At 47.7% G+C, this 24,155-nt stretch carries 19 protein-coding genes; 13 read left to right on the top strand and 6 right to left on the bottom strand.

All coding sequences use genetic code 11. The features are described from left to right. Window positions 1–17: 17 nt before the first annotated feature. Window positions 18–161: a hypothetical protein gene (locus tag ACWJJ5_RS16270; RefSeq protein WP_164672385.1), complete on the bottom strand. Its 144-nt coding sequence runs from the start codon at window positions 159–161 to the stop codon at window positions 18–20. Next, window positions 136–366 (bottom strand): YgaP family membrane protein, encoded by a 231-nt coding sequence (locus tag ACWJJ5_RS16275; protein ID WP_017419030.1) that lies wholly within the window; start codon window positions 364–366, stop codon window positions 136–138. Before ACWJJ5_RS16275 ends, ACWJJ5_RS16270 begins: the two co-directional genes overlap by 26 nt. A gap of 121 nt (window positions 367–487) precedes the next feature. Here ACWJJ5_RS16275 and ACWJJ5_RS16280 point away from each other — a divergent pair, with 121 nt between their 5' ends. From ACWJJ5_RS16280 to ACWJJ5_RS16290, 3 genes are read left to right on the top strand one after another with little or no spacing between them, the layout of a single operon-like run. After that, window positions 488–2,230: an adenine deaminase gene (locus ACWJJ5_RS16280; RefSeq protein ID WP_003155748.1), complete on the top strand. Its 1,743-nt coding sequence runs from the start codon at window positions 488–490 to the stop codon at window positions 2,228–2,230. Window positions 2,231–2,254: 24 nt separating this feature from the next. After that, complete coding sequence (locus ACWJJ5_RS16285; protein WP_063174586.1) at window positions 2,255–3,250, top strand: DUF3048 domain-containing protein; 996 nt, start codon at window positions 2,255–2,257, stop codon at window positions 3,248–3,250. Window positions 3,251–3,252: 2 nt separating this feature from the next. Then, window positions 3,253–3,564, top strand: a complete 312-nt coding sequence (locus ACWJJ5_RS16290; RefSeq protein ID WP_003155745.1) for a YerC/YecD family TrpR-related protein — start codon at window positions 3,253–3,255, stop codon at window positions 3,562–3,564. Window positions 3,565–3,598: 34 nt separating this feature from the next. Here ACWJJ5_RS16290 and ACWJJ5_RS16295 read toward each other — a convergent pair whose 3' ends face one another. Further along, window positions 3,599–5,173: an FMN-binding glutamate synthase family protein gene (locus tag ACWJJ5_RS16295; RefSeq protein WP_454022541.1), complete on the bottom strand. Its 1,575-nt coding sequence runs from the start codon at window positions 5,171–5,173 to the stop codon at window positions 3,599–3,601. Between the two features lie 195 nt (window positions 5,174–5,368). Here ACWJJ5_RS16295 and ACWJJ5_RS16300 point away from each other — a divergent pair, with 195 nt between their 5' ends. The 5 genes from ACWJJ5_RS16300 (at window position 5,369) to ACWJJ5_RS16320 (ending at window position 12,810) form a co-directional block, all read left to right on the top strand. After that, the gene (locus ACWJJ5_RS16300) at window positions 5,369–6,058 is read left to right on the top strand and encodes a heptaprenylglyceryl phosphate synthase (protein WP_003155740.1); all 690 of its coding nucleotides are present in this window, start codon (window positions 5,369–5,371) and stop codon (window positions 6,056–6,058) included. 57 nt (window positions 6,059–6,115) lie between these two features. Further along, a complete protein-coding gene (gene pcrA, locus ACWJJ5_RS16305) occupies window positions 6,116–8,335 on the top strand; it encodes a DNA helicase PcrA (protein WP_007408910.1) in 2,220 nt (739 codons plus the stop codon). Between the two features lie 24 nt (window positions 8,336–8,359). After that, entirely contained in the window at window positions 8,360–10,366 is a 2,007-nt protein-coding gene (gene ligA, locus ACWJJ5_RS16310) for an NAD-dependent DNA ligase LigA (RefSeq protein ID WP_029326170.1), read from the top strand. 15 nt (window positions 10,367–10,381) lie between these two features. Continuing rightward, on the top strand, window positions 10,382–11,578 hold the full coding sequence (locus ACWJJ5_RS16315; RefSeq protein WP_003155737.1) for a CamS family sex pheromone protein: 1,197 nt from the start codon (window positions 10,382–10,384) through the stop codon (window positions 11,576–11,578). A gap of 236 nt (window positions 11,579–11,814) precedes the next feature. Continuing rightward, window positions 11,815–12,810 carry a phosphotransferase enzyme family protein gene (locus ACWJJ5_RS16320; RefSeq protein ID WP_454022542.1) on the top strand — a complete coding sequence of 332 codons (996 nt, stop codon included), beginning with the start codon at window positions 11,815–11,817 and terminating at the stop codon, window positions 12,808–12,810. A gap of 36 nt (window positions 12,811–12,846) precedes the next feature. Here the strand turns inward: ACWJJ5_RS16320 and ACWJJ5_RS16325 are convergent, their stop codons facing one another. Further along, entirely contained in the window at window positions 12,847–13,539 is a 693-nt protein-coding gene (locus ACWJJ5_RS16325; RefSeq protein ID WP_003155735.1) for an MgtC/SapB family protein, read from the bottom strand. Window positions 13,540–13,659: 120 nt separating this feature from the next. Further along, on the bottom strand, window positions 13,660–15,138 hold the full coding sequence (gene putP, locus ACWJJ5_RS16330; protein WP_007408914.1) for a sodium/proline symporter PutP: 1,479 nt from the start codon (window positions 15,136–15,138) through the stop codon (window positions 13,660–13,662). Between the two features lie 420 nt (window positions 15,139–15,558). On the opposite strand from putP, the gene gatC reads away from it, so the two are divergent. Genes gatC through gatB form a run of 3 tightly spaced genes read left to right on the top strand, consistent with a single transcriptional unit; the run spans window position 15,559 to window position 18,765 of the window. Then, the gene (gene gatC / locus ACWJJ5_RS16335; RefSeq protein WP_003155732.1) at window positions 15,559–15,849 is read left to right on the top strand and encodes an Asp-tRNA(Asn)/Glu-tRNA(Gln) amidotransferase subunit GatC; all 291 of its coding nucleotides are present in this window, start codon (window positions 15,559–15,561) and stop codon (window positions 15,847–15,849) included. A 14-nt stretch (window positions 15,850–15,863) separates the two neighbouring features. After that, the gene (gatA, locus tag ACWJJ5_RS16340; RefSeq protein WP_454022543.1) at window positions 15,864–17,321 is read left to right on the top strand and encodes an Asp-tRNA(Asn)/Glu-tRNA(Gln) amidotransferase subunit GatA; all 1,458 of its coding nucleotides are present in this window, start codon (window positions 15,864–15,866) and stop codon (window positions 17,319–17,321) included. 13 nt (window positions 17,322–17,334) lie between these two features. Next, entirely contained in the window at window positions 17,335–18,765 is a 1,431-nt protein-coding gene (gene gatB / locus ACWJJ5_RS16345; RefSeq protein ID WP_015388583.1) for an Asp-tRNA(Asn)/Glu-tRNA(Gln) amidotransferase subunit GatB, read from the top strand. A 62-nt stretch (window positions 18,766–18,827) separates the two neighbouring features. Here the strand turns inward: gatB and ACWJJ5_RS16350 are convergent, their stop codons facing one another. Beyond that, window positions 18,828–19,676: a TetR/AcrR family transcriptional regulator gene (locus ACWJJ5_RS16350; RefSeq protein ID WP_454022544.1), complete on the bottom strand. Its 849-nt coding sequence runs from the start codon at window positions 19,674–19,676 to the stop codon at window positions 18,828–18,830. A 128-nt stretch (window positions 19,677–19,804) separates the two neighbouring features. On the opposite strand from ACWJJ5_RS16350, the gene ACWJJ5_RS16355 reads away from it, so the two are divergent. Then, window positions 19,805–22,948 carry an efflux RND transporter permease subunit gene (locus ACWJJ5_RS16355; RefSeq protein WP_070081472.1) on the top strand — a complete coding sequence of 1,048 codons (3,144 nt, stop codon included), beginning with the start codon at window positions 19,805–19,807 and terminating at the stop codon, window positions 22,946–22,948. A 152-nt stretch (window positions 22,949–23,100) separates the two neighbouring features. Further along, the gene (locus tag ACWJJ5_RS16360; RefSeq protein WP_020955460.1) at window positions 23,101–24,012 is read left to right on the top strand and encodes a diacylglycerol kinase; all 912 of its coding nucleotides are present in this window, start codon (window positions 23,101–23,103) and stop codon (window positions 24,010–24,012) included. Window positions 24,013–24,155: the final 143 nt, after the last annotated feature.

The raw sequence follows: 24,155 nt of genomic DNA on the forward strand, positions 1-24,155 counted from the left end.
GAGGAAACCCCCGCGTCTTAAAAGATGCGGGTTTTCTTCTGAATGACGACTAAGATTGTCGATTTGCCGTGAGAGATGGTTCTTCTCGGAATCGTGATAACAGGAGAAAATAAAATAACAAGCCGAAACGGCTTGTTATTTTTCTTGCTGATGGCTGTCATCCTGATTCATTCCTGTCTGGAACATATATGTCACCGGACAGAAGCGGAGGATGCCGGACGCCGCTTTCATCGCGCCCATCATCATACAGAAGAGATGCATCTTGCACCAAGGTTTTCTCGTGTATTTCGCTGAAGCGGCAGACAAAATGGTGAGGCCGCAAGTGATGCGCATAACGGCGTTTAATAAACTGATATTCGGTTTCATCATTTCAGCTCCCTTAGAAAAAGTTTTTCATTCATCTTCAATAATTTGTAACGTTTTAGCCGTGCGATAATTGTGCGGATGTGATACGATGGGTCTAATATAAGCGAAGGAGAGTATGTGAATGTCCGAACGTACCTTTAACTGGAAAAATAAAGACATCAGATCACAGGCGGATGTTGTAGACTCAAAGCTGCTTCCAACGCTACTTTTACGGGATGCTCTCGTATTAAATCCTTTTTTAAAACAATGGCTGAAAAAGAACGTCTGGATTTACGGAGACCGAATTGTATATGTTGGTCATGAGCTTCCTGATGCAGCAGAGCACATTCATACCATAAATTGTGAAGGAAAATACATTGTGCCAGGTTACATTGAACCGCATACACATCCTTTTCAAATATATAATCCCCAAACGCTCGCCGAATATGTGTCTCAATTCGGAACAACGACGTTTGTTAATGATAACTTGTTTTTTCTTTTGCACAGCGGTAAAAAGAAAGCGCTTACTATATTGGAAGAACTAAAAAAACAGCCGGTGCAATATTTCTGGTGGTCCAGATATGATCTGCAGACTGAAGTGCTGAATGAGGACCAGCTCCTTTCTTTTGATGTCCGCAAGCAATGGATTGAGCATCCGGATGTCATTCAAGGCGGAGAATTGACCGGATGGCCGCGCCTCATGGACGGCGATGACTTGATGCTTCATTGCATGCAGGCGACAAAGAAACTGCGCAAGCGGATAGAAGGGCATTTTCCCGGAGCTTCTGAAAAAACACTGACGAAGATGAAACTGTTCGGGGCTGATTCTGACCACGAGGCGATGAATGGCGACGAGGTGATGAGACGGCTTGAATTGGGTTACTATGTTTCGCTCAGACATTCATCCATCCGCCCTGATCTGAGAACGATTTTGCAGGATCTCCATCAAAAAGGCTTCCGGCATTATGATCATTTCTTTTACACGACGGATGGAGCGACGCCGCATTTTTATAAAGGCGGCATGACGAATGAATTAATCAAAATCGCTTTGGAGGAAGGGGTTCCGGCGATTGACGCCTACAATATGGCCTCCTTTAATATCGCGAAGTATTATCAGATGGATGACTTTCTCGGTGTGATCGGTCCGGGCCGGCTTGCTTCATTGAACATTCTCGATGACCCGATGAATCCGGACCCGGTCACGGTGATCTCCAAAGGCATCCTGCTGAGGGAAGACGGCCGAAATATGAATGCGTTTACAGAAACGGATTGGAAAAAGGGCGGTCTTGTCCCTCTTGAGCTTTCATATGATATGACGATGGATGATTTACAGTTTTCAATGCCGATGGGTGTGATAATGCGCAACGCCGTCATTATGGAGCCGTATATGATTGCGATTGATAATTCTGTTGACCAGCTTTCTTTTGATCATGATGAATGCTATCTCACGCTTCTCGATAAGCATGGAAAATGGCGGGTCAATACAATGCTGAAAGGTTTTGCCGATCGGGTGCAGGGCTTTGTCAGTTCTTACACGACAACCGGAGATATTATCGCTGCCGGAAAAAATAAAGAAGATATCCTGCTCGCTTTCTCACGGATGAAAGAAATCGGCGGCGGAATCGTGCTTGCCGAAAACGGGAAGATTCTGCATGAGATCCCCCTCGCCTTAAACGGTTCTGCATCCGCGGAGAATTATGAAGAAGTGCTTGAGAAAGAGCAAAAACTGAGGACGTTGCTGGAGGAGCGGGGCTACCGATTCTGCGATCCGATCTATACGCTGCTCTTTTTGCAGAGCACACACCTGCCTTATATCCGCATTACGCCGAGAGGAATATTCGACGTGATGAAAAAAACTGTACTCTTTCCATCGATAATGCGTTAAAATATAAAAGCAGGGAGCCGACATATGAAAAGATGGAAAACCGTTTGTATGCTTTGTTTTGCGTTTTTGCTGCTTGCCGCCTGCCGGCAGAACAATGCCGATCAGGTGCAGCCGAAAGAAGCGGAAGCTCCTTTAACGGGGCTGAAAACTGAGCAGAAGCTTGCAGAACGCCGTCCGATTGCAGTCGCAGTGAACAATCATCCGAAGGCGAGGCCCCAATCCGGGCTGTCAAAGGCGGATGTTGTCATCGAAGCGCTCGCGGAAGGCCGGATTACGCGGTTTCTCGCGATTTTTCAAAGTGAGATGCCGGAAACGGTCGGGCCTGTGCGGAGCGCGAGGGAATATTTTGTCACGCTCAGCAGCGGGTTTAACAGCATATTTGTCCATCATGGCTGGAGTCCCGGCGCTAAAAAGCAGCTGGAGTCCGGAACTTACGATTATATAAACGGTTTGGATTTTGACGGCAGCCTGTTTTGGAGAGCCGATTTCAGCAAGCCGCCCCACAATTCCTACACGTCGTATGACAATATCAGGAAGGCGGCGGAACAAAAAGGATACAAGCTGAACGGAAAAACAGAACCGCTCCCATTTCAGACATCAGATGCAAAACCCGGAAATGAAACCTACAATATTCGGATAGATTATGGAACACAAAACGTTACAAATCTTGTCGAATACGATTATGATAAAAAAGCTGATGCTTATACAAGAAGCTCTGATGGTGTGAAAGCGACAGACCGGGAGACCGGAAAGCCTTTAGCCATGCACAACATTTTTATTGTTGAAGCCGGCCATCGCATGACAGACAAAGATGGAAGGCGGGCCATCGATATTCAGTCAGGGGGGAAGGGCCTCCTGCTTCAGCACGGCGATGTTATAGAGTCAGACTGGGAATATAAAGACGGCCGTATTCTGCCCGTAAAAGGCGGTGAGATTCTTCCGTTTGTGCCAGGAAAGACATGGATTAATATCGTGCCTGATCTCGATGCAGCTTCCATTAGTAAAGGAGAAGGTGTTTGACGATGCAAATCGATAAATTACGCGGAAAAGAACTGGACCAGTTATTTTTATCTATTTTATCGCTGAAAGATCTGGAGGAATGCTATCGTTTCTTTGACGATCTTTGTACGATTAATGAAATCCAATCGCTGGCGCAGCGTTTGGAAGTGGCGAGAATGCTCCGCGAAGGAAATACGTATCACAAAATTGAAAGCGAAACGGGTGCTTCCACAGCGACGATTTCCCGGGTGAAGCGCTGCTTAAATTACGGGAACGACGCCTATGAAATGGCGCTTGACCGCGTAAACAAAGGAGAATCCTCCTCAGCTACGTAAAAAACCGCTCTGCCGATGACGGCAGGCGGTTTTTTTATGCGTGCTGATTCAAAAGGCCGGGAAGTTCCCTCAGGCTTCCGTCTTCCTCCCGGTATACGATGTGTTCAGCTGAGAAATGAATCGGCGAGCTGATACCCGCCGCCGCGGCAAGATGAAACAGCCCTTCACGCAACGAGAGCACGTAGTTGCAGACGCGATGCTGTTTATCCTCGATACTGAGCGCGCGCTGAAGTTTTGGATCGGTTGTCGCCACTCCGACAGGACAATGATTGGTGTGGCATACTTGAGCGCGGATACAGCCGACTGAAAACATCATTCCCCGGGCAATATTGACAAAATCCGCGCCTAACGCGAGGGCAACGGCAATCTTATCGGGAGTGAGCAGCTTTCCGGATGCGAAAATTTTCAGCTTATCTCTTATACCGTATGTCTTCAAAAGGCCGTCAACAAGGGGGAGGCCGGTCAGAATCGGCAGGCCGACGGAATCCGCCAGTTCATGGAAAGAAGCTCCCGTTCCCCCTTCACTGCCGTCAATCGTAATAAAGTCGGGAAGTTTGCCTGATGAACTCATACAGGAAATAAGCTCTTCAAGGTCTTTGCGGCTGCCCGGGACAATTTTGATGCCGACCGGTTTTTCACCGACAGTCCTTAATTTCTCAATGAAATCAAGCATGTCCGGAACATTTGAGAATTCGTTGAAGCGGTTTGGGCTGTCAATGGATTGTCCGGGCTGCACATTTCTGATGGCGGCAATTTCTTCGGTCACCTTTGAACCGTCAATATGACCGCCTCTTGCTTTCGCCCCTTGCGCAAGCTTTAATTCAAAGGCTTTAATCTGCTCGAGGCGGCTTTTTTTCTTAAATTCTGCCCATGAAAACTCTCCATCTTCAGTGCGCACGCCGAACAGCCCGGGGCCGATTTGGCAGATAATATCCGCGCCGCCTTTCAAGTGATACTCAGACAGGCCGCCTTCGCCTGTATTCATCCATGTGCCGCCGGCCTGGTGCAGCCCTTTTGACAGGGCGGTGATTGCCCGGTCGCCAAGTGAGCCGTAGCTCATCGCTGATTGTCCGATTAACCCTTTTACATAAAACGGTTTCTTGCACGTGTCGCGGCCGATCACTTGCACATCGTCCGGATGCAGGTAATAAGGGTCCGCTTTTGCTTTTTCACGGTGTTCGCTGCGTTTCAGCAGGTTGTCTTTGTCAATCTTGTATACCATCGTGTCGATCTTCGGCGTCTGATCTGTGCGCAGCTCCTCCCTTTGTTTCGGGAAGAGGGCGTTACGGATATAATAGCCCGGCTGATCGAAATCCCGTTCTGAGCCGAAGCCCATCATTCTGCTTTTATACTTTCCCGACATGACCGTCTGTTCATATTCTCTCCGGGAAAACGGCTGTTCTTCGTTATCATTGCTGAATAAATACTGCCGCAGCTCAGGTCCGATTTTTTCAAATATATAGCGTAGTTTTCCCGCTGCGGGATAATTGCGCAGCACTGAATGTTCTTCCTGCTTTTCGTCTCTTATGTATATCCAGAGAAACAATGCGGCGGGAACTAAAATAATAAAAATCAATATACAAATCAGTACGATAATGGCTTGTTCCATTGAGACCAGACTCCTTGCCTTTTTTCTCTTTGACATTCCACATATTGTTTGTTTTCAAACATAGACGTTTCCCGTCAGGCGGAGCGCAATCTTTTTTTGTGAATCAGGTGAATGACGTCTTTTTCCGTTTTTCCGGGCCAAACGAATTTGTTATAATGTTTAAATGGCAAGAAACGAATGGAGGAACGAAAACGCATGTACGATGTTAACGAGTGGAAGCATGTTTTTAAACTCGATCCGAATAAAGATTTACCGGATGAACAGCTGGAACGGCTTTGTGAATCAGGGACTGACGCCATTGTGATCGGAGGAAGCGACAATATCACCGAGGACAATGTGCTGAGACTGATGTCAAAGGTGCGGCGGTTTTTAGTGCCGTGCGTACTTGAGGTGTCGACGATTGATTCCATTGTGCCCGGGTTTGATCTTTATTTCATTCCGAGTGTGCTCAACAGCAAAAAGGCGGACTGGATTGTCGGCATGCATCATCAGGCGATGAAAGAATACGGAGAGCTCATGTCAATGGAGGAAATCGTGACGGAGGGCTACTGCATCGTCAACCCTGATTGTAAGGCGGCCGCTTTGACGGAGGCGGATACACATATAGAAACAGAAGATATTCTCGCCTATGCGCGGGTCGCGGAACATTTGCTTCATCTCCCGATTTTTTATCTGGAATACAGCGGGATGCTGGCGGACATAGAAACGGTGGAGAAAACGAAGGCTGTGCTGGACAAGTCCGTCCTGTTTTACGGAGGCGGGATTAAAGACGCGGAAACGGCGGAACGGTTCGGCCGTCATGCCGATGTCATCGTTGTCGGAAATGCCGTATATGAAGATTTTGATCAGGCGCTCAAAACGGTGGCGGCTGTAAAGACAAAGTAGCCAAGCGGACGAAATTGATTTATGATAGAACATATGTTTGATAGGCGGTGAACGGATATGAATTACATTAGCAATCAATTATTAAGCGGATTAAATCCCGTTCAGCAGGAAGCGGTCAAGACGACGGACGGTCCGCTGCTTCTGATGGCGGGCGCGGGAAGCGGAAAAACACGTGTGCTGACGCACAGAATCGCATACTTAATGGCGGAAAAACACGTGGCGCCATGGAACATTCTGGCGATTACCTTTACAAATAAAGCCGCCAGAGAAATGAAGGAGCGGGTGGAGAGCATTCTCGGACCCGGCGCGGATGAAATCTGGATTTCCACCTTCCACAGCATGTGCGTGCGGATTCTGCGCAGGGATATTGACAGAATCGGCATCAACCGAAACTTCTCCATTCTTGATACGGCTGATCAGCTTTCCGTTATTAAAGGGATTTTGAAAGAGCGGAATATCGATCCGAAAAAGTTTGATCCGAGAAGTATTTTAGGCTCCATCAGCAGCGCAAAAAACGAGCTGATCGAACCTGAGGAATTCGCAAAAACGGCCGGCGGCTACTACGATCAGGTCACGAGTGACGTGTATACCGATTATCAGAAAAAACTGCTGAAAAACCAATCGCTCGATTTTGATGATTTAATCATGACGACGATTAAGCTTTTTGAGCGTGTGCCGGAAGTGCTTGAGTTTTATCAGCGCAAATTCCAGTACATTCACGTAGACGAGTATCAGGATACGAACAGGGCGCAATACCTCCTTGTGAAGCAGCTTGCGGCCCGTCTTGAAAATATCTGCGTCGTCGGTGACTCCGACCAGTCCATTTACAGATGGCGCGGGGCGGATATCGCGAATATCCTTTCCTTTGAAAAAGATTACCCGAGCGCAAACGTGATTCTGCTCGAGCAAAACTACCGCTCAACAAAGCGGATTCTGCAAGCGGCTAACGAAGTGATCAAAAACAACTCAAACCGCAAGCCGAAAAACCTGTGGACGGAAAATGACGAAGGCATCAAGCTTTCTTATTACAGCGGCGACAATGAATTCGGCGAAGGCCAATTCGTCGCGGGCAAAATTTATGAGCTGCACAGCTCGGGCCGGCGGAAGCTTTCCGATATCGCGATTTTATACCGGACAAACGCCCAGTCGCGCGTCATTGAGGAAACCCTTTTAAAATCCGGTCTGAACTACAATATCGTCGGCGGAACCAAGTTCTACGACAGGAAAGAAATTAAAGACATTCTTGCATATCTGCGCCTTGTGTCAAATCCGGACGACGACATCAGTTTTACGCGGATCGTCAATGTGCCGAAGCGGGGCGTCGGCGCCACTTCGCTAGAAAAAATCGCGTCATATGCGGCGATGAACGGAATGTCAATGTTCCAGGCGATCAAACAGGTTGATTTCATCGGCGTCAGTGCAAAAGCGGCAAACGCGCTTGACGGCTTTGGCGCGATGATTGAGAATCTGACGAACATGCAGGATTATCTGTCCATTACGGAACTCACGGAAGAAATTCTCGAAAAAACGGAATACAGAGAAATGCTGAAGGCCGAAAAATCAATCGAAGCCCAAAGCCGCCTTGAAAATATCGACGAGTTTCTTTCCGTGACGAAAAACTTCGAACAAAAAAGCGAAGACAAGTCTCTCGTCGCGTTTCTGACTGATTTGGCGCTTATCGCGGATATTGACCAGCTCGACCAGAAGGAAGAGGAATCAGGCGGAAAGGATGCCGTCACTTTAATGACACTGCACGCCGCTAAGGGGCTTGAATTTCCTGTCGTGTTCTTAATGGGCATGGAAGAAGGCGTGTTCCCGCACAGCCGCTCCCTGATGGAAGAAGCCGAGATGGAAGAAGAACGCAGGCTCGCATATGTAGGCATCACGAGGGCGGAAGAAGAACTGTATTTAACGAATGCCAAAATGCGAACCTTATTCGGCCGCACCAATATGAATCCGGAATCCCGCTTTATCAGGGAAATACCTGGCGATTTATTGGAGAACCTAAATGAGAAGAAAACACCTCGCATGCAGCCGGGACGAAAAGTGCAGCCGAAACGCGGGCCCGTATCCCGTCCTGTTTCCTATGCGAACAAAACAGGCGGCGACTCGCTCAGCTGGGCGGTCGGCGATAAAGCGGGCCATAAAAAATGGGGCACCGGAACGGTTGTCAGCGTAAAAGGAGAAGGCGAAAGCACCGAGCTTGATATCGCATTCCCGAGCCCAGTCGGCGTGAAGCGTCTGCTTGCCGCTTTTGCGCCGATTGAAAAGCAGTAACCTGAAGAGGAAAGGAAGAACATGATGGACAAAGAAACAGCGAAACACCGGGCAGAAGAATTGCGCCGCACCATCGATCAGTACAGTTATGAATATTACACCTTAGATGAACCGAGTGTGCCGGATTCCGAGTACGACAGACTGATGCAGGAGCTGATTGCCATAGAGGAAGAGCACCCGGAGCTCAGAACGCCTGATTCGCCCACACAGCGGGTCGGGGGAGCGGTGCTTGAATCTTTTCAAAAGGTGCAGCACGGCACGCCGATGCTCAGTCTCGGCAACGCATTTAACGATGATGATCTCCGCGATTTTGACCGCCGCGTCCGTCAGGCTGTCGGTGACGGCGTCGCTTACAATGTGGAGCTGAAAATAGACGGTCTTGCTGTTTCTCTCCGTTATGAAGACGGCTATTTCGTCAGAGGCGCGACAAGAGGAGACGGAACGACGGGCGAAGATATCACGGAAAACTTAAAAACGATCCGCAACATTCCGCTGAAAATGAAACGGAATCTTTCCATAGAAGTGCGCGGAGAGGCGTACATGCCGAAACAGTCATTTGAAGCGCTCAATGAGGAAAGGCTGAAACATGAAGAGGAGCCGTTCGCCAATCCCCGGAACGCGGCTGCGGGCTCACTCAGACAGCTCGATCCGAAAATTGCAGCGAAACGAAATCTTGACATCTTCGTCTACAGTATAGCGGAGCTTGACGAAATGGGTGTGGAAACACAGAGTCAGGGCCTGGATTTTCTGGATGAGCTCGGTTTTAAAACAAACCAGGAACGGAAAAAATGCGCCACGATAGATGAAGTCATTGAAATGATCGAAGAGCTGCAGGCGAAGCGGGCCGATCTCCCTTATGAAATTGACGGAATCGTCATCAAAGTCGATTCGCTCGACCAGCAGGAAGAACTCGGGTATACGGCAAAAAGCCCGCGCTGGGCGATTGCTTATAAATTCCCGGCGGAAGAGGTCGTGACAAAACTGCTCGATATCGAACTGAATGTCGGAAGAACGGGCGTTATTACGCCGACCGCCGTTCTGGAACCGGTAAAAGTCGCGGGAACGACGGTCTCAAGAGCATCCCTTCATAACGAAGATTTAATTAAAGAGAAGGATATCCGCATTCTCGATAAAGTGGTCGTCAAAAAAGCGGGCGACATCATCCCTGAGGTCGTCAATGTCTTAATTGAACAGCGGACCGGGGAAGAAAAAGAATTCAATATGCCGACCAGCTGCCCTGAGTGCGAAAGCGAACTTGTCCGCATTGAAGGGGAAGTCGCGCTGCGCTGCATCAATCCGGAATGTCCGGCGCAGATCAGAGAAGGCCTGATTCACTTTGTCTCACGCAACGCGATGAATATTGACGGACTCGGAGAACGTGTCATCACACAGCTTTTCCGTGAACATCTCGTCCGTAATGTCGCTGATTTGTATAAGCTGACGAAAGAACAGGTTATCCGGCTTGAGCGGATGGGGGAAAAATCAACTGACAATCTGATCAGCTCCATCCAAAAGTCGAAAGAGAATTCGCTGGAACGCCTGCTGTTCGGTCTCGGCATCCGTTTTATCGGCTCAAAAGCGGCCAAAACACTGGCCATGCATTTTGAAAGCCTGGAAAATCTGAAACAAGCCACGGAAGAAGAGCTGCTTGCGGTAGATGAAATCGGCGAAAAGATGGCCGATGCCGTTGTCACCTATTTCCGCAAAGAGGAAATGCTTGAGCTTTTGAATGAACTTGAGGAACTCGGTGTGAACACACTCTACAAAGGCCCGAAAAAAGTAAAAGCGGAGGACAGCGACTCTTATTTTGCCGGCAAAACCATCGTGTTAACCGGAAAGCTTGAAGAGCTGTCCAGAAATGAAGCCAAGGCGCAGATTGAAGCGCTCGGCGGAAAGCTGACGGGATCTGTCAGCAAAAAAACAGACTTGCTGATTGCCGGAGAAGCGGCCGGAAGCAAGCTGACAAAAGCGCAGGAATTAAACATTGAAGTATGGAATGAAGCACAGCTATTGGGAGAGCTAAAGAAATAAGAGGAGTGTTTTCTATTGAAAAAGATGTTGGCATTGGCGGCGACGGCAACGGCGGCAGTACTCATGCTGTCGGCCTGTTCGCCGAGTTTCGGGGGAAAAAAAGAGGAAGAGATCACGCAGAAAACGGCAAAGTCTTCTGAAAAAGCGATCATACCGAAATATAATATCTCTGATTCCTACTATAAAATGGTGCTCCCGTTTAAGGCCGGAAAAGCGCGCGGCCTGACCGCGGACCGGCTGAACACGAGGCTGGACATCGATGAATTCGAGACGGGGCTGATGCGGCTCGCTCAAGACACGTTCCCGACGGATGACTATTTGTATCAGGAAGGCCAGTATTTAGATGAGGACACGGTACTCAGCTGGCTTGACCGCAAAAAAGAGGGCAGTGATCTGAAAAAGGCGAAAAAGGCAGACGCCAATTTCCAGAATCTCGGCTTAAACCCGGTGCTGCCAAGCTCGGGATCGGCAAAAGAGAAAAATGAAAACAGCCCGATTTACTTAGCGTCCATGCTTGAGCAGGATTACTTAGTAAGAAAAGATAAAAATTCCATCCAGCTTGGCGGTGTCATGATCGGTCTCGCTCTCAACTCTGTATACTATTACCGCGAAAACACAGGTGATCCGCAGCAGGAAGTGGAGCTCAGCGACAAAACGATCCGCAGCCACGGTGAAGAAATCGCACAGGAAGTCGTTAACCGTCTTCGGAAAATGGATAACCTGAAAAATGTGCCGATTACCGTCGCCCTTTATAAACAAGCGCCGAAAACATCAATCGTACCGGGGAATTACATTGCGAAAACAGAAGTCAAGGCCGGCTCATCCACCATTTCAAACTGGGATGATGTCAAAGAAAAGTACGTCTTCTATCCGGCGGATACAGACACGGCAAAGAAATACCCTGATGATTCCGAAGTGTTTAAACGCTTCAAAAACGCCATCGACAGCTACTTCCCGAATTACACCGGAGTTGTCGGAACGGCAATGTACGAAAACGATGAAATGAGAAAAATGAAGATTGAAATCCCGATGCAATTTTACGGGAAAAGCGAAGTCATCGCCTTTACCCAATACTTAACAGGTGAGCTGATGGATTATTATTCAAAAGGCTCAGTTGATGTCGAAATTAACATTACCTCGTCTGACGGGCAGGAAGCGCTGATCGTCCGCAATGCGGGTGACAAAGAACCGACCGTCCATATTTACGATTAACCAAGATACCCTTGTTCATTTCTGTATGAGCAAGGGTTTTTTATTGTGAATATCGTTGGAGCGAGGAATGAGGTATGTTAAGATATTTGTATAATTAGGAATTAACAGGAAAACACATTTCATTTCTAAGCGGATGTTACGAATCTGCTGTGAAAAAAGAAGGGCAGGAATGTTGATGAATGACATTTGCTGAGTACACACACCGCCTACAAACGTTATGAGAAGGGTGAATCAGCATGCATAAAGATATTAAAGCGATTTTTGAGGAAGATAAGGTGCTGGCTGAAGCCGGTGAAATATACGGATTTACCAAGTTTCAATTTATTGCGGACGCAGAGAACTACGTATATGAAATTGTGAAAGATAACGAACCGTATATCTTAAAAATTACGCATACGATCAGAAGAACACCGGAATATATTCTCGGGGAAATGGAATGGCTTCATCATCTGGCAAAGGGAGGGCTTTCAGTAGCAAAGCCGATTCCTTCATTAAATGGCAAAGATGTCGAAGAAGTCCCGGATGGAAAAGGCGGAGCGTTTTTATTAAGAGTCTATGAAAAAGCGCCCGGACGCAAAGTGGAGGAATCAGACTGGAACGGAACTCTGTTTTACCAGCTTGGAAAGTACACGGGGAACATGCACCGGCTGACAAAAAGCTACCGTCTGAGCGATCCGGCATATAAAAGGCAGGAATGGGATGAAGAGGAGCAGCTGAAGCTGAGAAAATACGTGCCCGCAGATCAGCATCTCGTATTTGAGCGGGCGGATACTCTAATGGAAAAACTGCGCCGTTTGCCGAAGAATCCTGAAAACTACGGCCTTGTGCACGCCGATCTGCATCATGGCAATTTTAATTGGGACAACGGAAAAATCACTGCATTTGATTTTGATGATATCGGCTACAATTGGTTTGTGAATGATATCAGTATTCTGCTGTACAACATGTTGTGGTATCCGGTCATCCCGTATGAAGACAAGGCCGCGTTTACGGGTGAATTCATGACTCACTTTATGAAAGGCTACAGGGAAGAAAATGACCTTGATTCCGCATGGTTTGAACACATCCCGGATTTCCTCCGGCTGCGCCATATGCTGATCTACGGATTATTGCATCAGGCGTTTGACCTCAATTCACTCGGGGACGAGGAACTCGGGATGCTGAAAGCCTTCAGGCGCGATATCGAAAATGAAACACCGATTACGGAGTATCAATTTTCTGCATTCGTATAAATAGAAAAACGCCGGCTGAATCCAACCCGGCGTTTTTTATAACGTATCACATTTCACTCCGACGACGCCCTGAATTTCTTTAATATCATAATAGACGTCAGTGGTGTAGCGGTTTTTATGAACACTGACTTTCACTTCCATAATCGGAAATTCTTTTTCACCCAGATCATCAATCCGGACGGAGTGAATGCGGAGCTGTTTGCTTTTCATTTCCTTTAAAATCTCGGTCATTTTGTCTTTATCGGAAAGAGACATTCTCACGCGGATATCCTTTTCCTTCAAGCGGTTGGGACCGATTTTTCTGATCAGCCACGGAAGAAATTCGACACTGATCAGGATAAACAAGAGGCTTGCGAACGCCTCTTTATAAAAGCCGGCGCCTGTAGCCAGACCCAGCCCGGCCGCGCCCCAGATGATAGCCGATGTCGTCAGGCCGGATATGACGTCATTGCTTTTACGCAGGATCACGCCCGCGCCGATAAAACCGACGCCGGAAATGATTTGGGCGGGAAGGCGGAGCGGATCCATCATGATACGGTAATATTTTGGGAAATGGTATGCCGCATTAATGCTGACGATCGTCAGCATACAGGAGCTGACGGCGATGACGATACAGGTTTTCAGTCCGAGCGGTTTGTTTTTCAGTTCTCGTTCAAGACCGATGATCATGCCGATCAGCGTGGCAATGCCCAGCTTTAATAAAATGTCTGGTTCGATAGGCCAGCTCAATTTGCACAGCACCTCCGCAATTTTTCTTATAATAAATTGATATGATTTTCTCACAGTATTTATAGCAGGACAAGTGCGGAAGAAAAAAGCCGTCAGGGATAAAATCTGACGGCTTTTTGTCTATTTCTTGTTTTTCAAAAGAGCTTCCATCCGGCTGAACAGCTGATAAGAAGCATCGGCCGGTTTTTTGGTCAGCAGGCTGACGGCAATACCGGCAATCAGACTGAGGAAGAATCCCGGAATGATTTCGTATACGCCGGTTGAAGCGGCAAGCCCTGTGGTGATCCAGATTAAAACGGCCGCTGCCCCGGTAATCATCGCCGCAAGCGCTCCCCATTCATTCATCCGTTTCCAGTACAGACTGAGCAAGAGCGCCGGACCGATAGCCGAACCGAAGCCAGCCCACGCATATCCGACCAGATCAAGAATGGTGCTGTTCGGATTCATGGAAAGCAGGATGGCGATAACGGCCACGATCAATACCGACAGGCGTCCGGTCATGACCAATTCTTTATCGCTCGCTTCCCGTCTGAAAAAGGCGCGGTATAAATCTTCCGTAATGGCGCTTGCCGTTACGAGAAGCTGTGAGGAAATGGAACTCATGATCGCCGCTAAAATCGCGGACAGCAGGAAGCCCGTAATCAGCGGGTGGAACAAGATTTTAGAAAAAATAATGAAAATCGTTTCCGGATCTTTTACGGAGACCCCGAAGTGATGAGAATACGCAACCCCGATAATCCCGGTCAGCAATGAACCGACAACTGAAATAACCATCCAGCTCATCCCGATTCTGCGGGCGGGTTTTAAATCTTTCACTTCTTTAATCGCCATAAATCGTACGATGATATGAGGCTGGCCGTAATAGCCGAGTCCCCATGCCAAATAAGAAATAATGCTAATGACGCTCGCGCCTTTAAAGATATCCAATAGTTTCGGGTTAACGGCGTTGATCGAATCAATCGTCGTTGAAACGCTCCCGAGCTGGGTAAAAGCAACGATCGGCACAAGCACTAATGCCGCAAACATGATCGCTCCCTGTACAAAGTCAGTCAGACTGACAGCGAGGAAACCGCCAAACAGCGTGTAAAGGACAACAACACCCGCCGTTAAAAACAAACCGAATTTGTAGTCGGCGCCGAATGCCGATTCAAATAACCTGCCTCCGGATACCATCCCGGACGATGTGTACAGTGTGAAAAAGATCATAATAATCACGGCGGAAACAATTTTCAGCAATGATGACGAGTGGCGGAACCGTTTATCGAAAAAATCGGGAATCGTAATCGCATCATCCGCAACTTCCGTGTAAGCGCGCAGCCTCGGAGCAAGCAGCAGATAATTTGAATACGCGCCGATCGTCAAACCGAGCGCCAGCCATAAGGTCGATAACCCCGTTGCGAACATTGCGCCGGGAACCCCCATCAGCATCCATGCGCTCATATCCGCCGCACCTGCGGACAGCGCCGTTACGAACGGGCCGAGTCCTCTTCCGCCCAGCATGTAATCATTAATATTCGTTGTCTTTCTGAATGCGTACCAGCCGATTAACAGCATGGCAGCAAAGTAAATGCCAAGAGATATAATTAATTCAATACTCACGTTTTTGGACCCTCTCTTCTTTCATGTAAATGTTGCATCACCTCTGTAGATTAGTAGTGCCGGAATATGCGCCGGCGATCCAGCCTTTAGTCATCATTCCATGCGAATCACATATTTAGTGCCGGCTATGGTTACTAAACCTAACAAAGTATCCCCGATCAATCAACTCTCGAAACCTGGCCCGCTCAAGGAAAAAATCCCCGCCAACATAGAACAGCTTAGAGATGAAAACGCTACCAATAAATTATAAAAGTAAAAATTTTCTGACATATAATTCGTTTCTCTTTCTCCCCGATTTAGGATAAAATAGAGAGGGTTTCATCATGCCTCAGAAGGCGGCGTTTTGTTGCTTTAGAGGGCTCGTTTTTGATATGATCAGTATTATATGACGAAACGGAGAATTATGCGGAGGTGGATCTTATGTCACGAATTTCTATAGAAGAAGTAAAGCATGTCGCTCATTTGGCGAGACTCGCCATTACAGATGAAGAAGCTGAAATGTTCACAGAACAGCTTGACAGCATCATCTCGTTTGCCGAGGAGCTTAATGAAGTGGACACGGATAACGTGGAACCGACAACACACGTGCTGAAAATGAAAAACGTAATGAGAGAAGATGAAGCGGGTAAAGGCCTTCCGGTCGAGGATGTCATGAAAAATGCTCCCGATCATAAAGACGGCTATGTCCGTGTGCCATCTATTCTGGATTAAAGGAGGGAGACAGTATGTCATTATTTGATCACAAAATCACAGAACTGAAACAAATGATACATAAAAAAGAAATCAAGATTTCCGATCTTGTTGATGAATCTTACAAACGGATCGCATCCGTGGATGATAAGGTGCAGGCATTCTTACAGCTTGATGAAGAAAGAGCCCGCGCTTACGCGAAAGAACTTGACGAAGCGGTTGACGGACGGTCTGAACACGGTCTTCTCTTCGGAATGCCGATCGGCGTCAAAGACAACATCGTGACCAAAGGGCTTCGCACAACATGCTCAAGCAAAATCCTCGAAAACTTCGATCCGATTTACGATGCGACGGTTGTGGAGCGTCTTCAAGCCGCTGAAGCCATCACGATCGGAAAGCTGAATATGGACGAGTTCGCGATGGGTTCTTCTACTGAAAACTCCGCGTACAAAGCGACGAAAAACCCTTGGAATCTCGATACGGTTCCCGGCGGATCAAGCGGCGGTTCCGCAGCTGCGGTTGCAGCGGGCGAAGTGCCGTTTTCACTCGGATCTGATACGGGCGGCTCCATCCGTCAGCCGGCTTCTTTCTGCGGCGTCGTCGGATTAAAGCCTACATACGGACGCGTGTCACGTTACGGATTGGTCGCTTTTGCGTCTTCATTAGACCAGATCGGACCGATCACAAGAACCGTAGAAGATAACGCATTCCTGCTTCAGGCGATTTCAGGCCCGGACAAAATGGACTCTACGAGCGCCAATGTCGAAGTGCCGGACTTTCTTTCTTCATTAACTGGCGATATTAAAGGCTTAAAAATCGCCGTGCCGAAAGAATATCTCGGAGAAGGCGTCGGCAAAGAAGCGAAAGAATCGGTTTTAGCCGCTTTAAAAGTGCTTGAAGACCTCGGAGCGACATGGGAAGAAGTATCTCTGCCGCACAGCAAATACGCGCTTGCGACGTATTATCTGCTGTCTTCTTCCGAAGCGTCTGCAAACCTTGCGCGCTTTGACGGCATCCGCTACGGCTACCGCTCAGACAATGCGGACAACCTGATCGACCTTTATAAACAGACACGCTCAGAAGGCTTCGGCAACGAAGTGAAGCGCCGCATCATGCTCGGCACCTTCGCGCTCAGCTCCGGCTACTATGACGCGTATTACAAAAAAGCGCAAAAAGTGCGCACGCTTATTAAAAAAGATTTTGAAGACGTATTTGAGAAATACGATGTCATCGTCGGACCGACAACGCCGACACCGGCATTCAAAATCGGCGAAAAAACCAGCGATCCGCTCACAATGTACGCCAACGATATTTTAACGATCCCTGTCAACCTCGCGGGTGTGCCGGGAATCAGCGTGCCGTGCGGATTTGCGGACGGACTGCCGCTCGGACTGCAAATCATCGGAAAACACTTCGATGAAGGCACTGTATACCGCGTCGCTCATGCTTTTGAGCAGGCAACAGATCATCATAAAGCGAAACCTGAACTGTAAGGGGTGAAATGAAGTGAACTTTGAAACGGTAATCGGACTTGAAGTCCATGTGGAATTAAAAACAAAATCTAAAATTTTCTCAAGCTCACCGACGCCATTCGGCGCGGAAGCGAATACCCAAACGAGCGTCATCGACCTCGGCTATCCCGGCGTGCTGCCCGTTTTGAACAAAGAAGCGGTCGAATTCGCGATGAAAGCCGCAATGGCTTTGAACTGTGAAATCGCAACGGATACGAAGTTTGACCGGAAAAACTATTTCTACCCGGACAACCCGAAGGCATATCAAATTTCTCAATTTGACAAGCCGATCGGCGAAAACGGCTGGATTGAAATCGAAGTCGGCGGAAAAACGAAAAAAATCGGCATTACCCGTCTTCACCTTGAAGAAGATGCGGGAAAACTGACGCATACGGGCGACGGCTATTCCCTCGTTGACTTCAACCGCCAGGGCACGCCGCTTGTCGAGATTGTATCTGAGCCGGATATCCGCACACCGGAGGAAGCTTACGCATATCTCGAAAAGCTGAAATCAATTATCCAATACACAGGCGTTTCCGACTGTAAAATGGAAGAAGGTTCACTGCGCTGTGACGCCAACATTTCCCTCCGTCCGATCGGCCAGGAGAAATTCGGCACAAAAACGGAGCTGAAAAACCTGAACTCCTTCGCGTTCGTGCAAAAAGGACTTGAGCATGAAGAAAAACGCCAAGAGCAGGTGCTTCTGTCAGGCGGAGTCATTCAGCAGGAGACGCGCCGCTACGATGAAGCGACGAAAAAAACCATTTTGATGCGTGTCAAAGAAGGTTCGGACGACTATCGTTATTTCCCTGAGCCTGACCTTGTCGAGCTCTGCATTGATGACGAATGGAAAGAACGCGTAAGAGCAACCATTCCTGAGCTTCCGGACGAGCGCCGCAAGCGTTATATCGAAGAGCTCGGCCTGCCGGCTTATGACGCAATGGTTCTGACGCTGACGAAAGAAATGGCTGATTTCTTCGAAGAAACGGTCAATAAAGGCGCGGAAGCCAAGCAGGCATCAAACTGGCTGATGGGTGAAGTCTCAGCTTACCTGAATGCCGAACAAAAAGAGCTTGAGGATGTCGCACTGACTCCTGAAGGCCTTGCCGGCATGATTAAGCTGATTGAAAAAGGAACCATCTCGTCCAAAATCGCGAAGAAAGTCTTTAAAGAATTAATTGAAAAAGGCGGCGACGCAGAAAAAATCGTTAAAGAAAAAGGCCTCGTGCAGATTTCTGACGAAAGCGTGCTTCTGAAGCTGGTAACAGATGCGCTTGACAGCAACCCGCAGTCAATTGAAGACTTCAAAAACGGAAAAGACCGCGCGATCGGCTTCCTTGTCGGGCAGATTATGAAAGCCTCAAAAGGACAGGCCAACCCGCCGATGGTCAACAAAATCTTACTTGAAGAAATCAAAAAACGATAAAAAAAGCAGCCGCCTGAAAGGGCGCTGCTGACACGGAGACCGGTAAGCGCCGGTCTCTTTTTTTATAAGCTGAAATAGGTTTCAATGGAAGCCCGCAGCGTTTCAATCTGCTCATTTCCGCTGCCTGCCAAGTTGGATAGCATTCCTTTAATAATCGGTTTTCGCGGCTCTTCCTTTGCGTATTCCTCTTCAATGACTTCAAGCGATACGAGGACGTCCTCAGGCAGCCCCTGCTGTGCTTTTATCTTTTGAATATCCGCAAGCAGTCTTTCTCTGTCCGCCGCCGGCTGAGTGAAGATATCCTCAGGCAGCAGCGGATCGGGATTGTCTCTTATCAGTCCCGTAATCAGGTCATCGATTCTGGCAATCAGAAAGGCCGCCACGTTTTCCGTCCGGAATGCCGTATGTTCATTAAAAATCAAGAAATGAATATAGGAGCTCACTATTCCTTGCGCCATAACGGACGCATCCGCTATAAACGGTATGACGGCATCTCCGTAAACGGAGAGCAAAGCATCCCGGTACAGCATGTTAAATTGAATATTGGCCTCATGAAAATACTGTTTGACCTTTTGATTTTCAGGAATGACCTTTTCGCTCAGCAAGAGAATGATAAAGTCCTTGTGCTCCATAAATTCCTGGAATTGATAAGCGATTTGTTTTCGGAATACGTCCTTAGGCGATTTATGCTGATGTTCTGTTTTGATTTTCTTTATTTCTTCCATAGACATGCCGATGTAATACTCACATGCTGAGAGCAAAAGATCTTCTTTTGATTTAAAATGAAGATAGAAGGCCCCTTTTGAAATTTCGCATTCACCGGCGATTTCCTGAATGGTTGTTGAAGAAAACCCTTTTTTGGCAAATAAATGGATGCCTGTTTTTATGATTTTCTCTTTTTTTTCGTTCATGACGTGCTTCCCCTTAATCCTGAAAAATTTAGAAAAATTTACTGCCTTATTAGTTGACGATGTTGAGTTATACCGTTTAGTATTATATAGAATGACCAGTCAGTCAATAAAAATTAACGGAGGACATGATGAACCACATTATTAACTTTGTACTGAAGAACAAATTCGCAGTTTGGCTGATGACGATTATCGTTACTGTAGCAGGGCTGTATGCCGGTATGAATATGAAGCAGGAATCCATACCGGACGTCAACATGCCTTACCTCTCAGTAAATACGACTTATCCCGGAGCTGCTCCGAGTCAAGTTGCGGATGACGTGACAAAACCGATCGAGCAGGCGGTGCAGAATTTAGAAGGAGTGAGCGTCGTAACGTCCACATCCTCTGAAAACGTCTCATCGGTTATGATTGAATATGATTACAACAAGGATATGGACAAGGCGAAAACCGAAGTCGCTGAAGCGCTGGACAGTGTCAGCCTTCCTGATGACGCGAAAAAACCTGACATTTCCCGTTACAGCCTCAACTCTTTCCCGATTTTGACGCTCAGTGTGACAAGCGGCAAAAGCTCGCTTGAAGATCTGACTAAAAATGTGGAAAACACTCTCGTTCCTAAGCTTGAAGGCATTCAGGGCGTTGCGTCCGTACAAGTTTCCGGGCAGCAGGAAGAGCAGGTGGAATTCTCTTTCAAAGACAAAAAAATGAAAGAGTACGGACTTGATGAAGATACCGTCAAGAAAGTGATCCAAGGCTCTGACGTCAATACGCCGCTTGGGTTGTACACATTCGGCAACAAGGAAAAATCAGTTGTCGTTAACGGAAATATTACGTCAATTAAAGATCTGAAAGAGATGAGAATTCCGGTCACATCTTCTTCTGCCGCTCAAGGTCAAGCGGGCGGAGCCGGTGCGGCATCTGCGGCGGACGCTCAGGCTATGCAGCAGGCACAGCAAAGCGCGTCAGCAGGGGTGCCGACAGTCAAGCTTTCTGACATTGCCGACATTAAAGATGTGAAAAAAGCTGAATCCATTTCCCGCACGAACGGAAAGGACAGTATCGGAATTAATATCGTAAAAGCCAATGACGCCAACACGGTAGAAGTGGCCGATGCGATTAAAGATGAACTGAATCAATACAAAAAAGACCACAAAGGGTTCAAGTACAGCTCGACTCTTGATATGGCAGAGCCGATTACAGAGTCAGTGGATACGATGTTAAGCAAAGCGATTTTCGGCGCGATTTTTGCGGTCGTGATCATTCTCTTATTCTTAAGAGATATTAAATCAACGATGATTTCTATCGTTTCCATCCCGCTGTCACTGCTGATTGCGCTTCTTGTGCTGAATCAGCTTGATGTCACATTGAACATAATGACGCTCGGTGCGATGACGGTCGCCATCGGACGGGTAGTCGACGACTCGATTGTCGTGATCGAAAACATTTACCGCCGCATGAGGCTGAAAGATGAACCTTTACGCGGGAAGCAATTGGTGCGTGAAGCGACAAAAGAAATGTTTAAACCGATCATGTCATCAACGATCGTAACCATTGCCGTATTCCTGCCGCTTGCCATGGTCGGCGGACAGATCGGCGAACTGTTTATGCCGTTTGCCTTAACAATCGTCTTCGCGCTTGCCGCATCACTGTTGATTTCGATCACACTGGTGCCGATGCTTGCGCACAGCTTATTCAAAAAATCGCTCACAGGCGCGCCTGTTAAAGCGAAAGAGCATAAGCCGGGCAGATTGGCCAATTTCTATAAAAAAGTGCTGAATTGGTCATTAAGCCATAAATGGATTACATCTATCATCGCGGTTCTGATGCTTGTCGGCAGTTTGTTCCTCGTACCTCTGATCGGCGCGAGCTACCTGCCTGCGCAAGCGGACAAAACGATGCAGCTCACATACACGCCTGAACCGGGCGAAACGAAAAGCGAAGCTGAAAAAGCTGCGCAAAAAGCGGAAGATATGCTGCTTAAACGCAAACATGTCGATACCGTTCAGTATTCTTTAGGATCGCAAAGTCCGCTCGGCGGAAGCTCAAACGGCGCATTGTTCTACGTGAAATACGAGGATGACACGCCTGATTTTGACAAAGAAAAAGACAATGTCTTAAAAGAAATCAAAAAAACATCGAGCCGCGGCGAATGGAAATCACAAAATTTCAGTTCGTCAGGCAACAACAACGAATTAACGTACTATGTGTACGGAGATTCAGAGTCTGATATTAAAGGCACGGTCAAAGACATCGAAGGCATCATGAAAAAGGAGAAGGATCTGAAAGACGTCAACTCAGGCCTTTCCAGCACATATGACGAGTACACGTTCGTCGCTGACCAGGAGAAACTCAGCAAGCAGGGCCTGACGGCTTCGCAAATCTCCCAAGCCCTGATGTCCCAAACGTCACAGTCTCCTTTGACAACGGTGAAAAAAGACGGCAAAGAGCTTGACGTCAACATCAAAACAGAAAAAGACCAGTATAAGAGTGTAAAAGAATTAGAGGATAAAACCATCACATCGCCTGCAGGCCAAGAAGTAAAAATCGGCGATGTGGCGAAAGTGAAAAACGGCACGACGTCTGATACCATTTCCAAACGCGACGGCAAAGTGTACGCTGACGTAACGGCAACCGTCACTTCTGACAACGTCACGAAGGTGTCATCAGCCGTTCAAAAGAAAGTTGACAAACTGGATAAACCGGACAATGTATCGATTGATACCGGTGGTGTATCAGCGGATATTGCAGATTCCTTTACGAAACTCGGGTTAGCGATGCTTGCCGCAATCGCCATCGTATACCTCGTTCTTGTGATCACGTTCGGCGGAGCATTAGCGCCGTTTGCGATTCTGTTCTCGCTTCCGTTTACAGTCATCGGCGCATTAGTCGGACTGTATGTATCCGGAGAGACGGTCAGTCTGAATGCCATGATCGGTATGCTGATGCTGATCGGAATCGTCGTCACAAACGCGATTGTCTTAATTGACCGCGTCATCCATAAAGAAGCGGAAGGCCTATCGACGAGAGAAGCGCTCCTGGAAGCCGGCTCTACGAGATTGCGTCCGATTCTGATGACGGCGATCGCGACAATCGGCGCCCTGCTTCCATTGGCATTGGGCTTTGAAGGCGGAAGCCAAGTCATTTCTAAAGGACTCGGTGTCACCGTTATCGGCGGTTTAATCAGTTCGACTCTGCTGACTCTTCTGATTGTGCCGATCGTATATGAAGTATTAGCGAAATTCCGTAAGAAAAAACCTGGAACGGAAGAAGAGTAAGACAGCGGGCCTTGGCTCCTTAAACGGAGCCGGGGCCTTTTTTCTTCTGGCAATTCCTGTACATATTGTTGCGATTTTCTCAAGTCATAGTATAATTAAAGGTTGTTAGTGTTAATAATGGATCGGATACTCTTAAGTAGGATGATGAGATAATGAAACGTGCACGCATAATATACAATCCGACTTCAGGACGGGAGCTTTTCAAGAAAAATCTTGCCCAGGTCCTGCAAAAATTTGAACAAGCCGGTTATGAAACCTCCACCCATGCCACCACATGCGCGGGGGATGCCACCCACGCCGCAAAAGAAGCCGCTTTGCGGGAGTTTGACTTGATTATCGCAGCCGGCGGAGACGGAACGATTAATGAAGTCGTCAACGGTCTTGCGCCGTTAGACAAACGCCCGACACTCGGCATCATTCCGGTCGGCACGACAAATGATTTCGCCAGAGCGCTGGGCATTCCGAGAGAGAATATACTGAATGCCGCTGATACCGTCATTAACGGCGTAGCCCGCCCGATCGACATCGGACAGGTGAATGGTCAGTATTTTATCAACATCGCCGGAGGAGGCCGTCTGACGGAGCTGACGTACGATGTGCCAAGCAAACTGAAAACGATGCTCGGCCAGCTTGCTTATTATTTAAAGGGAATGGAAATGCTGCCTTCACTTCGACCGACAGAAGTCGAGATTGAATATGACGGCAAGCTGTTTCAAGGCGAAATTATGCTGTTTTTAGTGACGCTGACTAACTCGGTCGGCGGATTCGAGAAGCTGGCCCCTGATTCCAGCCTGAATGACGGCATGTTTGATTTAATTATTTTGAAAAAAGCCAATCTCGCGGAGTTTATCAGAGTCGCGAGCATGGCGCTCAGAGGCGATCATATTAACGATCAGCACATTATTTACACAAAAGCGAACCGTGTGAAAGTCAATGTATCAGAAAAGATGCAGCTGAACCTGGACGGCGAATACGGCGGCATGCTGCCCGGCGAATTCGTGAATCTGTACCGGCATATTCACGTCATCATGCCGAAGGAGAAAGCGGAACAGCTGGATGACTAATACGCGGACAAAATCCTAAAACAGTATTCGTTTTAGGATTTTGTCATCTTTTCAGCGTGATCGGAAACCTTTGAAGGCTGACATTGAATTTGAAGGTTTGCCAGCACGCTGAAACAAGGCTTTTGGTAAAACGAGAGGTGATT

It is taken from the genome of Bacillus sp. JK74, assembly GCF_053663395.1.

What these genes read in the sequence shown, in the direction of transcription:
- ACWJJ5_RS16295 (WP_454022541.1), bottom strand. Translation starts at nt 5,173, where the DNA reads ATGGAACAAGCCATTATCGTACTGATTTGTATATTGATTTTTATTATT.
- ACWJJ5_RS16355 (WP_070081472.1), top strand. Translation starts at nt 19,805, where the DNA reads ATGAACCACATTATTAACTTTGTACTGAAGAACAAATTCGCAGTTTGG.
- ACWJJ5_RS16270 (WP_164672385.1), bottom strand. Translation starts at nt 161, where the DNA reads ATGACAGCCATCAGCAAGAAAAATAACAAGCCGTTTCGGCTTGTTATT.
- ACWJJ5_RS16360 (WP_020955460.1), top strand. Translation starts at nt 23,101, where the DNA reads ATGAAACGTGCACGCATAATATACAATCCGACTTCAGGACGGGAGCTT.
- ACWJJ5_RS16350 (WP_454022544.1), bottom strand. Translation starts at nt 19,676, where the DNA reads ATGAACGAAAAAAAAGAGAAAATCATAAAAACAGGCATCCATTTATTT.
- ACWJJ5_RS16300 (WP_003155740.1), top strand. Translation starts at nt 5,369, where the DNA reads ATGTACGATGTTAACGAGTGGAAGCATGTTTTTAAACTCGATCCGAAT.
- gatC (WP_003155732.1), top strand. Translation starts at nt 15,559, where the DNA reads ATGTCACGAATTTCTATAGAAGAAGTAAAGCATGTCGCTCATTTGGCG.
- ACWJJ5_RS16275 (WP_017419030.1), bottom strand. Translation starts at nt 366, where the DNA reads ATGAAACCGAATATCAGTTTATTAAACGCCGTTATGCGCATCACTTGC.
- ACWJJ5_RS16280 (WP_003155748.1), top strand. Translation starts at nt 488, where the DNA reads ATGTCCGAACGTACCTTTAACTGGAAAAATAAAGACATCAGATCACAG.
- pcrA (WP_007408910.1), top strand. Translation starts at nt 6,116, where the DNA reads ATGAATTACATTAGCAATCAATTATTAAGCGGATTAAATCCCGTTCAG.
- ACWJJ5_RS16320 (WP_454022542.1), top strand. Translation starts at nt 11,815, where the DNA reads ATGCATAAAGATATTAAAGCGATTTTTGAGGAAGATAAGGTGCTGGCT.
- ACWJJ5_RS16285 (WP_063174586.1), top strand. Translation starts at nt 2,255, where the DNA reads ATGAAAAGATGGAAAACCGTTTGTATGCTTTGTTTTGCGTTTTTGCTG.
- gatA (WP_454022543.1), top strand. Translation starts at nt 15,864, where the DNA reads ATGTCATTATTTGATCACAAAATCACAGAACTGAAACAAATGATACAT.
- ACWJJ5_RS16290 (WP_003155745.1), top strand. Translation starts at nt 3,253, where the DNA reads ATGCAAATCGATAAATTACGCGGAAAAGAACTGGACCAGTTATTTTTA.
- ligA (WP_029326170.1), top strand. Translation starts at nt 8,360, where the DNA reads ATGGACAAAGAAACAGCGAAACACCGGGCAGAAGAATTGCGCCGCACC.